Origin of the sequence: Nocardia sp. CA-128927 (genome assembly GCF_050955855.1) — a bacterium.
In the GTDB taxonomy this organism is placed as follows: domain Bacteria; phylum Actinomycetota; class Actinomycetes; order Mycobacteriales; family Mycobacteriaceae; genus Nocardia.
The window spans coordinates 6,083,402-6,095,710 of the sequence record NZ_CP192087.1; the positions used below are offsets into that span (position 1 = coordinate 6,083,402).

The 12,309-nt window shown below is 64.7% G+C and carries 13 protein-coding genes; 9 read left to right on the forward strand and 4 right to left on the reverse strand.

Going from position 1 to position 12,309, the window contains the following annotated elements; genetic code table 11:
* Positions 1-311: 311 nt before the first annotated feature.
* The 4 genes from ACQPW1_RS28475 to ACQPW1_RS28490 all read left to right on the forward strand — a co-directional run bounded on the left by ACQPW1_RS28475 (position 312) and on the right by ACQPW1_RS28490 (position 2,775).
* Positions 312-713, forward strand: a complete 402-nt coding sequence (locus ACQPW1_RS28475) for a nuclear transport factor 2 family protein (RefSeq protein WP_433654713.1) — start codon at positions 312-314, stop codon at positions 711-713.
* A 51-nt stretch (positions 714-764) separates the two neighbouring features.
* On the forward strand, positions 765-1,727 hold the full coding sequence (locus ACQPW1_RS28480) for a GlxA family transcriptional regulator (protein WP_433654715.1): 963 nt from the start codon (positions 765-767) through the stop codon (positions 1,725-1,727).
* Between the two features lie 196 nt (positions 1,728-1,923).
* Positions 1,924-2,244: a hypothetical protein gene (locus ACQPW1_RS28485; protein ID WP_433654717.1), complete on the forward strand. Its 321-nt coding sequence runs from the start codon at positions 1,924-1,926 to the stop codon at positions 2,242-2,244.
* Positions 2,245-2,418: 174 nt separating this feature from the next.
* Positions 2,419-2,775 carry a hypothetical protein gene (locus tag ACQPW1_RS28490; RefSeq protein WP_433654718.1) on the forward strand — a complete coding sequence of 119 codons (357 nt, stop codon included), beginning with the start codon at positions 2,419-2,421 and terminating at the stop codon, positions 2,773-2,775.
* Between the two features lie 21 nt (positions 2,776-2,796).
* Here the strand turns inward: ACQPW1_RS28490 and ACQPW1_RS28495 are convergent, their stop codons facing one another.
* Together ACQPW1_RS28495 and ACQPW1_RS28500 are read right to left on the reverse strand one after the other, a co-directional pair.
* A complete protein-coding gene (locus ACQPW1_RS28495; RefSeq protein ID WP_433654720.1) occupies positions 2,797-4,218 on the reverse strand; it encodes an amidase family protein in 1,422 nt (473 codons plus the stop codon).
* A complete protein-coding gene (locus tag ACQPW1_RS28500; RefSeq protein ID WP_433654722.1) occupies positions 4,215-4,865 on the reverse strand; it encodes a carboxymuconolactone decarboxylase family protein in 651 nt (216 codons plus the stop codon). The genes ACQPW1_RS28495 and ACQPW1_RS28500 overlap by 4 nt, the downstream gene beginning before the upstream one ends.
* A gap of 139 nt (positions 4,866-5,004) precedes the next feature.
* Here ACQPW1_RS28500 and ACQPW1_RS28505 point away from each other — a divergent pair, with 139 nt between their 5' ends.
* The gene (locus ACQPW1_RS28505; RefSeq protein WP_433654724.1) at positions 5,005-5,763 is read left to right on the forward strand and encodes a TetR/AcrR family transcriptional regulator; all 759 of its coding nucleotides are present in this window, start codon (positions 5,005-5,007) and stop codon (positions 5,761-5,763) included.
* Positions 5,764-5,898: 135 nt separating this feature from the next.
* Here ACQPW1_RS28505 and fabG read toward each other — a convergent pair whose 3' ends face one another.
* On the reverse strand, positions 5,899-6,681 hold the full coding sequence (gene fabG / locus ACQPW1_RS28510; protein WP_433654726.1) for a 3-oxoacyl-ACP reductase FabG: 783 nt from the start codon (positions 6,679-6,681) through the stop codon (positions 5,899-5,901).
* Between the two features lie 176 nt (positions 6,682-6,857).
* On the opposite strand from fabG, the gene ACQPW1_RS28515 reads away from it, so the two are divergent.
* From ACQPW1_RS28515 to ACQPW1_RS28530, 4 genes are all read left to right on the forward strand, one after another.
* Positions 6,858-8,213 carry a hypothetical protein gene (locus tag ACQPW1_RS28515; protein ID WP_433654728.1) on the forward strand — a complete coding sequence of 452 codons (1,356 nt, stop codon included), beginning with the start codon at positions 6,858-6,860 and terminating at the stop codon, positions 8,211-8,213.
* Between the two features lie 622 nt (positions 8,214-8,835).
* Entirely contained in the window at positions 8,836-9,840 is a 1,005-nt protein-coding gene (locus ACQPW1_RS28520) for a LysR family transcriptional regulator (protein ID WP_433654730.1), read from the forward strand.
* A 41-nt stretch (positions 9,841-9,881) separates the two neighbouring features.
* Positions 9,882-10,034, forward strand: coding sequence for a hypothetical protein (locus tag ACQPW1_RS28525; RefSeq protein ID WP_433654732.1), 153 nt, complete (start codon positions 9,882-9,884; stop codon positions 10,032-10,034).
* A gap of 12 nt (positions 10,035-10,046) precedes the next feature.
* Positions 10,047-10,922 (forward strand): sigma-70 family RNA polymerase sigma factor, encoded by an 876-nt coding sequence (locus ACQPW1_RS28530; RefSeq protein WP_433654734.1) that lies wholly within the window; start codon positions 10,047-10,049, stop codon positions 10,920-10,922.
* A gap of 36 nt (positions 10,923-10,958) precedes the next feature.
* Here the strand turns inward: ACQPW1_RS28530 and ACQPW1_RS28535 are convergent, their stop codons facing one another.
* On the reverse strand, positions 10,959-12,188 hold the full coding sequence (locus ACQPW1_RS28535) for an acyl-CoA dehydrogenase (RefSeq protein WP_433654736.1): 1,230 nt from the start codon (positions 12,186-12,188) through the stop codon (positions 10,959-10,961).
* Positions 12,189-12,309 lie beyond the last annotated feature (121 nt).

A 12,309-nucleotide genomic window follows, 5' to 3' on the forward strand; every position in this document is an offset into this window, starting at 1 on the left:
TGTACAGCACCTTCGCGGCCCGCTTTGCCTGCGAACAGCTCCCCCGGACGTCCTCTATCCACCTACCGCACGGGTAGGGCTGGGAGATCGATAGAGAGCCGTAAACGGAGGAGAAACCTCTAGTTGCGAGAGCTTACTGCACGCCGAATCAACGCCGCCCTCGGCAGGCAGCTTTGCCGAAGCCGCTGGCATTCGAATGCTCAGGGCATGGCGTTTTCTTGTCGGCGATCGACGTTTTCTCTGCTGGTGCCGCCAATGCGATTGCTGAAAACTTGCCGTAATCGTCGTCGGCAACCAAGAGGAGATCTGACGTGACCACCACGGACGCGACCCGCACCGCCGTCGGGATCGAGGAGCTACTCCACGATTACTTCGATCTGCTCTACACCCAGGACATGGGCCTATTCGACCGGGTATTCCACCCTGCGGCGGTGCTCTACTCCGCCCAGGACGGTGTTGTCGTAGTGCGTCCGCGCGAGGAGTACCGCGCGCTCATGCAGTCCCGGCAGTCGCCACAGCAGAACAACGCGCCGCGCGACGACTTCGTGCTCGGGATCGATATGCTCTCGCCGGAGATGGCGATGGCCAAAGTGCGGCTGCGGCTCAACGACAACATCATGGTCGATTTCCTGAATCTACTGCTGGTCGAGGGCCGTTGGATGATCGTGGCCAAGCTCTATCACCGCGCGGAAACCGTCACCGACCCGCGGTAATACCGCGTGGCGCAGCCGCCGACCATCGAAAGCCGAGATTAGCGTAGCCCCATGCTGCACACGGTCGCCGCGATTGTGGTCGAGGATTTCACCCCGTTCGAACTCGGTGTGGTCTGCGAGGTTTTCGGCGTGGACCGCACGGCGGAGGGCGGCCCGTCCTTCGATTTCCGGGTCTGCGGTGAGCGCCCCGGTGCACCGCTGCGCTGCGACCAAGGTTTCGCGATTGTTCCCACGGTCGGCTTGGCCGGCCTGACCGATGCCGATCTCGTAGTAGTCCCGGCGGCCGCGGTGCGTGGCACCTATTCACCGATCGTCCTCGACGCGCTGCGCGCCGCACACGCCCGGGGAACGACCCTGTTGTCGGTGTGCAGCGGCGCCTATCTACTGGGTGCCGCCGGTTTGCTGGATGCCCGGCGGTGCACCACCCATTGGCGTTACGTCGAGGATTTCCGGCGTCGATTTCCGCGTGCGGAGGTCGATCCCGACGTGCTGTTCGTCGACGACGGATCCATTGTGACCAGCGCGGGCACCGCCGCGGGCATCGACGCCAGCCTGCATCTGGTCCGACGCGAAATCGGTTCGGCCGCAGCAAATCTGATCGCGCGCAGAATGGTTGTGGCACCGCATCGAGAGGGCGGGCAACGGCAGTTCATCGACCGGCCGGTACCCGAAACCGCCGACACCAGCCTGCAACCCGTCCTGGACGAGATCCTCGACGACCTGACCGTCGAACACACCACGGCCGAACTGGCCCGCCGCGCCCACCTGTCGACCCGCACCCTGCTCCGCCGATTCACCGCCGAAACCGGCACCACCCCGCACCGCTGGCTCACCCTGCAACGCATCCGGCACGCACAACACCTGCTCGAAGACACCACTCTGGACGTCGAGCAGATCGCTCGCGCAACAGGGATGAGCACCGGACCGCTACTGCGCCAGCACTTCCGCCGCATCGTCGGCGTGACCCCCAAGGAGTACCGCGCCACCTTCGCCACTCATCCTCGAGGCAGGTGAGCGCGGCAGGGCGTGTCGCCCAGGCGAGTCCGCGCTTGCGCTGACGAAGATTGCGGATACCGGGACTTGATGCGCGAGTCGCGTGGATCATGAAGTGGTGCCGGGCATTTCGAGAGCACCGGTACTCGCCGGTTACCTGATCGGCTGCATTGTGGCGGCGTGAGGGCACTCTCATCAAGGATGAACGGAGCGAAGAATGCAGATCCAATTTCTCGGTGGTGCAGGCGTCAACGGTGATACGGCGGAACTCGCCGTAGGTCGGCCCGTCATGATCAGCGCGGTTGCCATCGACGACAACGACCAGCCCGTGCAGCCCAGTGACGCGACCTATGCCTGGACTTGGCCGAGTTGGCTGCCCACGTACCCCGAAGGCTACGACTGGCCCGCAGACGCGCAGCAGACCCAGTTCAACGCAACCGCTGATCTGGTCGGCAAGATCGCGGAGGTCAGCGTGACGATCACCGCCAAAAACGGCCAGAAGGCGTCCAAATCGCTCAAGTGCACCATCGTCAAATAGGCCCGCGACCCGTCGGACAGCGACAGGGCAAGCAGTCACATTGCCGCCCCTTGATCTCCCGTTAGCGGGGGTTCAGCATCGAACTCTCGCTACCCTGACCACCTGCCCCTGCGACACCCTGCGCTGGATCAGCAACTCTACGATTCAGCTACGGCGAGCAGAGAGTGGGCATGCATGGAGATCGAGGAAGGTCGGGCGAGTGTGCCCGCACGGTTGGCGGTGGCGGTGTGGGGTGTGATCGTCGCCGTGCTGACCGCACCGATCGCGGCGGCCCTGGTCGGGATCGTCTATCGGTTTCCGATTCCGTTCGGTGACGATGCGCGGGGCGTCGAAGAGGCGGGAAATGCGGCAGGGGCATCGGTGTTCTACCTGGTCAGAGGCGAGGGGCTGATCCTGGCAGCGCTCGGTGCCGGTGCGGGCTACTTCATCGCACGAGCCGTCGGCCCGAGACTGCTTCCGGCACTGGCACTTACCGTCTTGACCGCTTTCGGCCTAGCTTTACTCGGCGCCCTCATCCTCACCGCGCGATAACGCAACTATCACCTGTGCTTGTCATGTGGCCACCCTCGGCGTCGGCCGCCGGTGCGACCAGGGGCGTGCGCGTTCGATCTGCGCGGCCACCTCGATGATCGCGGGTTCGCCGTTGACAGGTCCGACGAGTTGGGCGCTCAGGGGCAGGCCCGCGGCCGAGTATCCGGTCGGCAGCGCGACGACAGGGTTACCGGCGATATTCCAGACGGCGGTGAAGGCGGAGACCACGCGACCTCGGTTCATGACGGCGGCGATGTTGCCCTGGGCTCCGCCGTGTGGGACGGCCGGAGTGGGTGAGGTGGGCGTCAAGAGCAGATCGTAGGAATCGAAGAATCTGTTGATCTGCTCGGACTTCGCCACTGCCCGGCGTTCGGCCCATGCGCCGATCTTGTTGCCGCTGAACAACTTACCTACGCCGAGCAGTTGCCGGACGCGCGGCTCGATGAGTTCCGGATGGTCGACCAGGGTGGCTTCGTCCGAGACACCACCGAGCATCAGCACAATGAATTCGGCAACGAAGGCGGGATAGCGCGGTTCAGCCGGTTCGACGACGTGGCCCAGTTCGCGAAGCGCGTCGGCGGTGGCATGGAGGGCGGCGAGGGTCTCCGCGTCGGCGTGTGGGTACCGGCCTGGATGCCGCTCGGATATCGCGATGCGCAGCCGCCGGAACGGGGCGTCGATCGCCGCCGACAGCGGGGAGGCCAGCGCCGGGGTTGTCCACTTGTCCGTTGGTGACTGGCCCGCGATGACATCGCACAGCAACGCGCAGTCGCGGACGCTACGGGTGAGTGGACCTATTGTTCCCAGCATCCGCCACAGATCCACGGTCGGTGCGGTGGAGACCCGTCCGCGTTGCGGCTTGAGGCCGACCAATCCGCAGTAGGAGGCGGGCAATCGGACCGAACCGCCACCGTCGGTGCCGATGGCCGCGGCGACCATGCCCGAGGCGACGGCGGCAGCGCTGCCGCCGCTGGATCCCGACGCCGACAGGCTCGGGTCCCAGGGGTTTCGCGTTGCCCCGAACGCGATCGACTCGGTGAACGGCATCACCCCGAATTCGGGCAGGGTGGTCTTGCCGATGATCACCGCACCGGCGGCGCGCAACCTGCGTACCGCTTCGCCATCCCGTGCCGCGGGTTTCGACGTTGCGCTGCCGCCGAATGTCGTGATCACCCCGGCGACGTCGTTGTCGTCCTTGATCGCGACGGGCACGCCATGCAGCGGGCCGCGGGTGCGCCCCGTCGCGGCGTACTCGGCATCCAGTGCGGCGGCCTCGTTCAGCGCCGACTCGCCGAGCACGCAGGTGAACGCGTTGAGGATCGGATCGAGAGCGGCGATTCGGTCGAGGGTGAGCCGGGTCAGCGCGACGGCGGTGATCTCGCGGTCCGCGATCATGCGCGCCTGTTCGGTGGCGTCGCAGAACGCCGAAATCGTCTCAGTCATCGTTGCGCTCCGTCCAGGGCGCGGAACTCGCGGATCGCGGCGGCGGGCGAATGCCGTTGCCGGAGCGCCGTTATCACCGCGGTAGGTAGTGAGCCGAGGAGATAGCCGCCACCGATCACGATTTCGGCTGCCACTCCGCTGCTTTCGACGGGATTGCCACGCAACCGGCGGATCAGCGCCTCGGCGGTGTTACCCGCGATGTTGTTCAGGGTCATGAAGCGCACGATCGTGTCGAAATCCTGCACTTGCTGCGGTGAATACCGTGCCCGCAGTTCATCATCGAGCCATTCGGCGGCCGGACCGAGGTTCGCGCTCGCACGGCTCTGCGCCCACGCGACGGCGATCAGTCGATCGTCGGTGGTGGTCGTCGGGTCCAAGCCGACGAGTTCGGCGAGTTGCGCCCGCTCGGCGCCTTCACTCAAGGCCGAGGAGTTGTGTACATACGCGCAGAAGGTGCAGCCGTTGACCATCGAGACGGCGAACATCATCTGCTCGCGTAGCAACGGCTCGACTCGATCAGGTCGCCAGGCAGTCCGCGCCGTGCGTCCACGCCGAGTGAGAACGCGGGCTTCGCGCGCCATCGACGACAGGCTGTAGGTGCGTTTGCGAAAACTTGTCGCCGATCCAGCGGTGCTCGAGCCGTTCACGGGGGCCTCCTGTCGAACTTCGCCAAATGTTATCGGCGATAACAAAGTGTACTCTGATCGCAGAGTATGCAGCGCTGACGTAGAGTGTCAATAGGTCCGTCCGGAGCCGAATCAAAGAGAAACAGGAGGCCGTCACCCGATGACGCCGCTGTCACGCCGCGCGGAAAAACGGCAGGATATGGTCGCCGAGATCAAGGATCGTGCCCGGGCACAGCTGGCCGACGGCGGTGCGGGCGAGTTGTCGTTGCGGGCCATCGCCCGCGATATGCGGATGTCCTCGGCCGCTATCTACCGCTACTTCGACAGTCAATCGGCACTGATCGATGCGCTCTGCGTCGATGCTTATACGTCTTGGAGTGACGCCGTCGAGGCGGCGTACGAGCAACATCGCGACGACGATCCGACAGCCCAGTGGTGGGCGATCGCCCAGGCGGCGCGCCAGTGGGCGCTGTCCAGCTCCGAGGAGTTCGCGCTGATCTTCGGCACGCCGATCCCCGGGCATCACGCCGTCGAATCGGCGACCGGACCCGCCGCCGCCCGGGCGATGCACATCTTCGCCGGGGTCTACGCGACCGCGGTGCTGACCGGTGCCGCCGACCTCCGCCGCTGCTTCATCCCCGAGCCGGTGCAGTTCGGCGAGCTCGGCCGCTACCTGCTGTCGATGAGCGGTTCCGAAACGATCACCGATTCCGACACCCAGCAGCTCAGCAAGGTGGCCGCCGTCGGCAACAACGCGTGGGCATCGATCCTCGGATTCCTGATCACGGAGCTATGGGGCAATCTGCCGCGCCTCATCACCAACGTGGACGATCTCTACCACGCACACCTGTGCACGGTCATGGTCGGCATGGGGTTCGACCCCGATACGATCCCTGCGCGTCGCCCCCGTGAGGAGTAGCGATCAGATAGTAGAACTCGGCAATCTCCACATCAATGTGTCGTTAGGCAAAACGAAATGGCCGCAGGTATTCGATGGAATTCAGCAGTTGTCGCTGATTTCGACAAGATTCCCGGGCCGGCCGACATTCCTCGGCTATTCCGCGGGTCGCACTGCGTCGAACGATTCCGGCAGCGTCTGCCCGCCGTCGACGGCAATGGCCTGACCGGTGATATACCCGGCCTCCCAGCTGGCCAGGAAAGCCGCGAGATGTCCGATGTCGGCGGGCGAGCCGAGGGTGCCTGCCGGAATGGCCGCAGCCCTACCGGCCAGGTACTGCTCCCCCATCTCTGCCAGTCCCTCGGTAAGGATATTGCCGGGCAGAATCGCATTGATGGTGATCTTGCGGGGCGCGAGTTCGAGAGCCGCGGTCCGCATGAACCCTAGCTGCGCGGCCTTCGATGCGCCGTAGTGCGACCAGCCCGGATACCCGGTGATCGGTCCGGTAATGGACGAGGTGAGCACGATTCGGCCTGCGCCGCAGGCGGTCAGCGGCGCCAGACACGCCTGCACCGCGAAGATCGTGCCAGCGAGATTGACGTCGAGCACCGCGGCCAGATCCGCCGCCGTCATGGTCGCCAACGGCGCCTGCGGCATGATCCCCGCATTCGAGCACAGCACATCGATACCGCCGAACGCCGCGACGACCTCGGCGCTCATCGCACGGCACGATTCGGGATCGGCGATGTCGGCACACACCCCCAACGTCCGGCCCGGTCCGCACGCGTCGAGCTTGCCTGCCGCCGACGCCACCTCCTCGGCTGTGCGGGCCACCACCGCGACATTCGCCCCGGCGACGGCGAATACCTCGGCGATACCGTAGCCGATACCTTTCGTAGCCCCCGTGACCACAACCGATTTACCATTCAGATCGAACATGCGAGACGCCTCCTTTGTCTGCCCCATCGGATTGGTAGCCACAATTCAGCCGAACACACGTACCCATCCTTCGGCAAACAAAATCTATGCGGAGTGCATTAAATCACAAACGTCGACATGACATTCAGGTATAAGGTCGAGAACAGTAGTTTGTATTCGCCTCGAGGAGTGGTGGTATGTCGACTTTCGATAAAGGGCTGCCGCGTCCGGAATTCGGCGGAAGCGAATCAGGGCTTCCGCCGCTCGAGCTGACCGCTGCCGATCATGCCGCCTTGCAGGAGCTGGCTCGATTCCCGCTCCTGGATGCGATTTACGGGCGTCGCTCCCGACGTTTCCCGGTCGGCGGCGCGATCCCCGCGGGCCCGCTCGCCTTCCGCAGCAAGTCCCAGCCGCAGCCGCTCAGCGATCTCGAGCGCGCACTGGTCCTCAACACCGTCGCAGGCTGGACCGGCTGGCACTTCGGCATCAGCCACCACCCCGGCTACCAGCCCGAGGCGCCGAACTACGCCGGCTCGCCCACCGGCCGCGCCTTCGGTTCGGCGGCTGGCTTCCACACCAGCGAGTTCTTCTGCACCGACGACACGGGCACCTACTTCCTGCCGACCCGCGATGCCACGCCGGACAACGTCTACGCCGAAGGAGACGGTGCCACCGAGACCCAGCTCAACCGGCTGCTCTCGCGCGTGGTGAAACTGTCCGATCAGCGCATCCACATCCCACGCGAGGAGCCCTACCTCGAAGGCCACAACACCTGGATCGCCAACTACCCGGGCTCGCTGCTGGTGATCCCGGTGGCCGACCTCGCCCAGCAGACGCTGGCCAATATCGCCTTCTTCACCCAGAACGGCTTCGCCATCTACGACGATGTGCACAACCGTGAGATCCCCGGCATCGAAAAGTACCGGGACCGTTTGCGTTTCACGGAGCCGCTACCGCTGTCCTTCGTCGAGCAGTACTCGATGGCCGAAGCCAGCGCGGAGCTCATGGCGGCGACGCACAACGGCCACCTGCTGCTCGGCGCGATGGGTTTGGGCGGATGGAGCTTCGACGGCATCGACCGGCTGACCATGCTCGGCGCCAGCGGCCACCCCGACATTCCCGGGCTCGGCTTCCGCTACGACACCGATCCCCGCTGGGCGCTGCCGAACCCGACCGGTTTGCCCGGCGTGTTCGAGGCGTACTGCCGACCGCGCTACGGGTCGATGGCTGAAGCCGTAAATGCCTTGGCCGAGCGCAAATTCGGCCCCGGCGGGCCCTATCACCCGGAAACACCGGGCCCGTTCGCCGACACTCCCCGAGTCCGCGCGGCGGGCGCGCCGTGGGACAGGCGGTTCCGCGAACTACTCACCCTGCAGGCGACCTACATCGACGAAACGTTCGGCAAGTTCCCCGGCACCGTACCGAGCATCTGGATCATGAACTACCTCCAGGCGCAGCACATCGATCTCGACTTCTACGACACCGTGCTCACCGACACCGCGGTGCTGTCGACCCATCGCGAACACCAGCGCACCTGGCACCGGCACGATTGACCGGTCAAAAGGCGCCAGTCACCACGGTTGGGCGAGCCCGGATCCGCCGGTTAGTCCGCTACCGGTTTCGCACCGGATTCAAACGCCGACACCTGTCGCGGAATCCGGCGAGTGCAGCACCCGATCTCGGCCGCACAGCGGTTCGATGATTACCCTCTTGTTTCAAAGCACAATTCGGTTGTTTCATTGCACAATTTAGCTGTGCTTAATCACTTCCGACCTCGCTGGAATACGGACGTGGAAGCAATGAGAAGGACCCTCAGCAACTGGCGCCGATACCTCACAAACCGAGTAACCCGCAGGTGAGATGGTCGAATCAAGTAATGCAATCGAGGCGTCAGAGTGACCTGCGCAACAAATGATTTTAGTGTAACGCCAGGTTTGACGTAACTATCACCGTTAGTAGATACTCCTTGCACAAACCGGCGGAACAACCGGAAGACCACCCTTTCGAGCACTCCTCGCACCAAATTCATAGGACGAACGAACTGTGCGCCGAAGAATGGTGATTTCCGGTCCGTGCAGATTGGCGCGTGCCATGACTCGGTGACGGAATAACACATATTTTCAATGCTGACCGAAGGCGCTACAGACGGCCGACGGCTGGACACGAAGGTTGCCGATGTCTGAATACCCTGTGCTCACTGCCAACTCGATCACACTGCGACAGTTCGACTACTTTGTCAGCGCGATACAACTGGGTTCACTATCGGCCGCCGCCAAGCGGTTCGGAATAACGCCATCCGCGATGTCACAACAGATCGACGCGTTGGAGGCCTCACTCGGCCGAAGGCTATTCGATCCGCAGTCACGCCGGTCGAGACTCACCACATTCGGCACCGCGTTCTTCGCCGAGGCATCGAATGTCGTCGAATCCGCCCGCCAGGCGGTGGCCATGGGGCAGACGTTCGGCGACGGCACTATGACCGTCGGAACGACGCCCACCATCGCCCAGAAACTGCTGCCACCACTCATCTATCGAATGCGAAACGAACGCGATATCGACAGCATCGACGTTCGAGCGTTCACCGATCTCCGCGAGCTGAACGCAACCCTCGAAGCAGGCGCACTGGACCTCGCCGTCGGCCCACTCGAACAGTCCAGCTCACGGCTCGTCCACTGCTTCGGCGAGGAAGAACTCGTCGTCGTCTGCCACCCCAGCCAACGCACCAACTTCGACGGTTCATGGCAACAACTGGTCCAGGCACCATGGATCCGCTGCGGCTCGAACTCCGATCTCACCGACACCCTTTCGCGCGAGGCGGGCCGCGCCGGGGTACATATCCGATTCACCATCCGCGCACCGGACGTGTCGACCGCCCTGAGTCTGGTCGAACACGGCGTCGGCGTCGCACTGGTGCCGAGGATGGCACTGCACGGATCGCCAAGACTACTGTCCATCATTCGGCTGTCCCGCCCCATCCACCGGGAACTGACCGTGCACGCGCGAGACAAATCAGTACAGGTAGCGAAGTTCCTCGAAGTCATCACCGACGCCGAACTCGTCCGAAAGTTCGGCGCCGCAGGACTGCTGGCGGCCCAGCGCCCGGCCACTCAGCACCCGGCCACTCCCCTGCCACATCCTGAACATGGCCCTGTTACCTTCTCCGGTCAGCGCTCGTCATAGGTGTGACGATCGAATACGAACGGTCGTCACACTTACGACTGATGGAGAACACGATGCTGACCAACATCATGTACGCGACGATCTACGTCACCGATCAAGACCGCGCGCTGGAGTTCTTCCGAACCCGAGGATTACCCGTTCGGGATCCGCGTCGAGGCGGTGGACCCGGACGGCAACCAGATCTCGCTCCGTGAGCAGCGTCAGCCGTGACCACTCCCCCATCCGATCTGGTGACCGAGGCGTTCGAAGCCCAGCGCGATCGGCTGCGCGCCGTCGCGTACCGCGTGCTGGGCTCGCACGCGGATGCCGAGGACGTGGTCCAGGAAGCGTGGATGCGCCTGGTCCGCCAGGACGCGGCAACCATCGCCAACCTGGCGGGCTGGTTGACCACCGTGGTCGGCCGAATCAGCCTCGATCTCTTGCGCTCTCGCCACGCCCACCCCGAAACTACCTATGACCCAGAGCTTTCGGACTTCGTGGTAACTCCCGATGACGCTCCCGCGCCGGACGAGCAAGTGGCGCTGGCCGATTCGGTCGGACTCGCCCTGCTCGTCGTGCTCGACTCGCTCACCCCGAGTGAACGGCTGGCGTTCGTCTTGCACGACATGTTCGCGGTCCCGTTCCACGAAATCGGCCAGATCCTGGGCAAATCCGCCGATGCCAGCAAGATGATCGCCAGCCGGGCCCGCCGCAAGGTGCGCAGCACGGACCGGTCGGCGAGCACCGATCGCGAGCACCGAGAGGTCGTCCAGGCATTCCGCGACGCCGCCCTCGGCGGTGATTTCGAAGCGTTGCTGCGTGTCCTCGACCCGAACGTGAAGCTGACCGTCGACACCGCCGACGGCGTGATCGTCAAGCTCGGTGCCACCGCGGTCGCCTCCGGCGCTCGCCTGTTCGGCGGCGAGGTCGCACGCCACCGACCCGTGCTGGTCAACGGCCTCCCCGGCCAAATGTCCTGGCGCGCAGACGGAACCCCGATCTCCATCATCGCATTCACGGTCACCGAGGGCCGGATCACCGCCATCCACATCGTCACCGACCCGGCCAAGCTCGCCGCCATCCAGCCGCTGGACCCGGCCTGAGTCGAGTTGGTCGATGGCAGTACGACCACTGCCCGATCACTCGACCAGGTCGAGGAACTCCCAGTGCGCTCCCGATTGTGCTCCGCTGAGCCACTTTCCGCAGTTCTGCAGGACCACCGGACCCGAGGTGATGTGCTGGGAGCCGGTGCCGAGATCGCGGAGGAACCGGTCGATCGGACCGCGCCGGATCGCCGTCGTCGCGGCCCAGCGGTGCACCGTCTGGCCGACGTCGTGCGCGGTCCATGTGGTGTGGTTGAGTACCAGCCGGATCAGCGTCTCTTGTTCGGTGCTCAGCGGCGCACCGGCGTCGAGGGTTTCTTCGTTCCCCTGCCAGACCTCCATCACCCATGCGCGTGCCGCGCGCAGCGTGGCTTCGGCCTTCGCGTACGCGGCGTGGAACTGCGCGGTGTCGACGGCGGCATGGAATGTGCCGGACTTCTTCGACGCGTAGAGCTTCATTTCGTCGAGCAGCCGCCGACCGACACCGAGCGCCCAGCCGGTGTGCACAATCGCGGACATGTTCACCACGCCGATGCGATAGATCGCGCCGCCGTTGGCGGGGACCATCGTCGTCGCGGGATACGTATGTGTCTGCGGGACAAACACATCGGTGCAGTGATAGTCGATGCTGCTCGTCGCACGGAGGCCGAGTACGTCCCAGTTGTCGACCAGATTTACCTGCGACTTGGGCATCGCCAGTATTCGAGGCTCGCCGGTCCCCTCGACCTGAATCGCACTGTGGATGTGGGTGGCCAGCGCCATCCCGGAGGCGAACTGCCACTCGCCGCTCACCAGGTAGCCGCCGTCCACCGGGACCGCCCGGCCGGGCCGGGTGCCATGGCCGGAAAGCAAGGCGTGCGCACCCGCCGGGACATCGGGGAACAGGTCGGCGGCCGCCTCGGCACCGAGGTAGGCCGCGGTGCTGCCGGTAACCATCTGCAGCACCATCATCGTCCATCCGGCCGCCGCGTCGTAGTAGCTGAGCCGCTCGATCGTCTGAATCAACTGGCGCGGGGAGAATTCGTCACCGCCGAGATTCTCCGGCAGACCGGCGCGGACGATCCCCGTGGCCAGCAACGACTGTGCGGTGTCGTCGGTCAGCCTGCCGAGCTTGTCGGCCGCCGCCGCGTTTGCTTCGACGGACTCGCCGAGCGCATCGATCCGTTCGAGCAGTGCGGGGAATTCTGTGCTGATGTGTAGCCGAGCCGCAACCACTGCTTCCTCCACGGTTTCGATATCACCTTGGGGCACAGCATGTTCGGCCACCTGCGAGGGCTCTTCCGCGCCACCACTCGCCGAGGCTAGTCCCTTCGGCGTAAGTGCACGGTCAGCGCAGCGTAACGGGGTCGTCGACCGGCGCGTAGCAATCGAACTCGACGGGGTCGTG

Bases quoted from the DNA above. Each gene is read 5' to 3' on its own strand.
- ACQPW1_RS28485 (WP_433654717.1), top strand. From the start codon at position 1,924: ATGCAGATCCAATTTCTCGGTGGTGCAGGCGTCAACGGTGATACGGCG.
- ACQPW1_RS28525 (WP_433654732.1), top strand. From the start codon at position 9,882: ATGGAGAACACGATGCTGACCAACATCATGTACGCGACGATCTACGTC.
- ACQPW1_RS28490 (WP_433654718.1), top strand. From the start codon at position 2,419: ATGGAGATCGAGGAAGGTCGGGCGAGTGTGCCCGCACGGTTGGCGGTG.
- ACQPW1_RS28505 (WP_433654724.1), top strand. From the start codon at position 5,005: ATGACGCCGCTGTCACGCCGCGCGGAAAAACGGCAGGATATGGTCGCC.
- ACQPW1_RS28515 (WP_433654728.1), top strand. From the start codon at position 6,858: ATGTCGACTTTCGATAAAGGGCTGCCGCGTCCGGAATTCGGCGGAAGC.
- ACQPW1_RS28495 (WP_433654720.1), bottom strand. From the start codon at position 4,218: ATGACTGAGACGATTTCGGCGTTCTGCGACGCCACCGAACAGGCGCGC.
- ACQPW1_RS28520 (WP_433654730.1), top strand. From the start codon at position 8,836: ATGTCTGAATACCCTGTGCTCACTGCCAACTCGATCACACTGCGACAG.
- fabG (WP_433654726.1), bottom strand. From the start codon at position 6,681: ATGTTCGATCTGAATGGTAAATCGGTTGTGGTCACGGGGGCTACGAAA.
- ACQPW1_RS28480 (WP_433654715.1), top strand. From the start codon at position 765: ATGCTGCACACGGTCGCCGCGATTGTGGTCGAGGATTTCACCCCGTTC.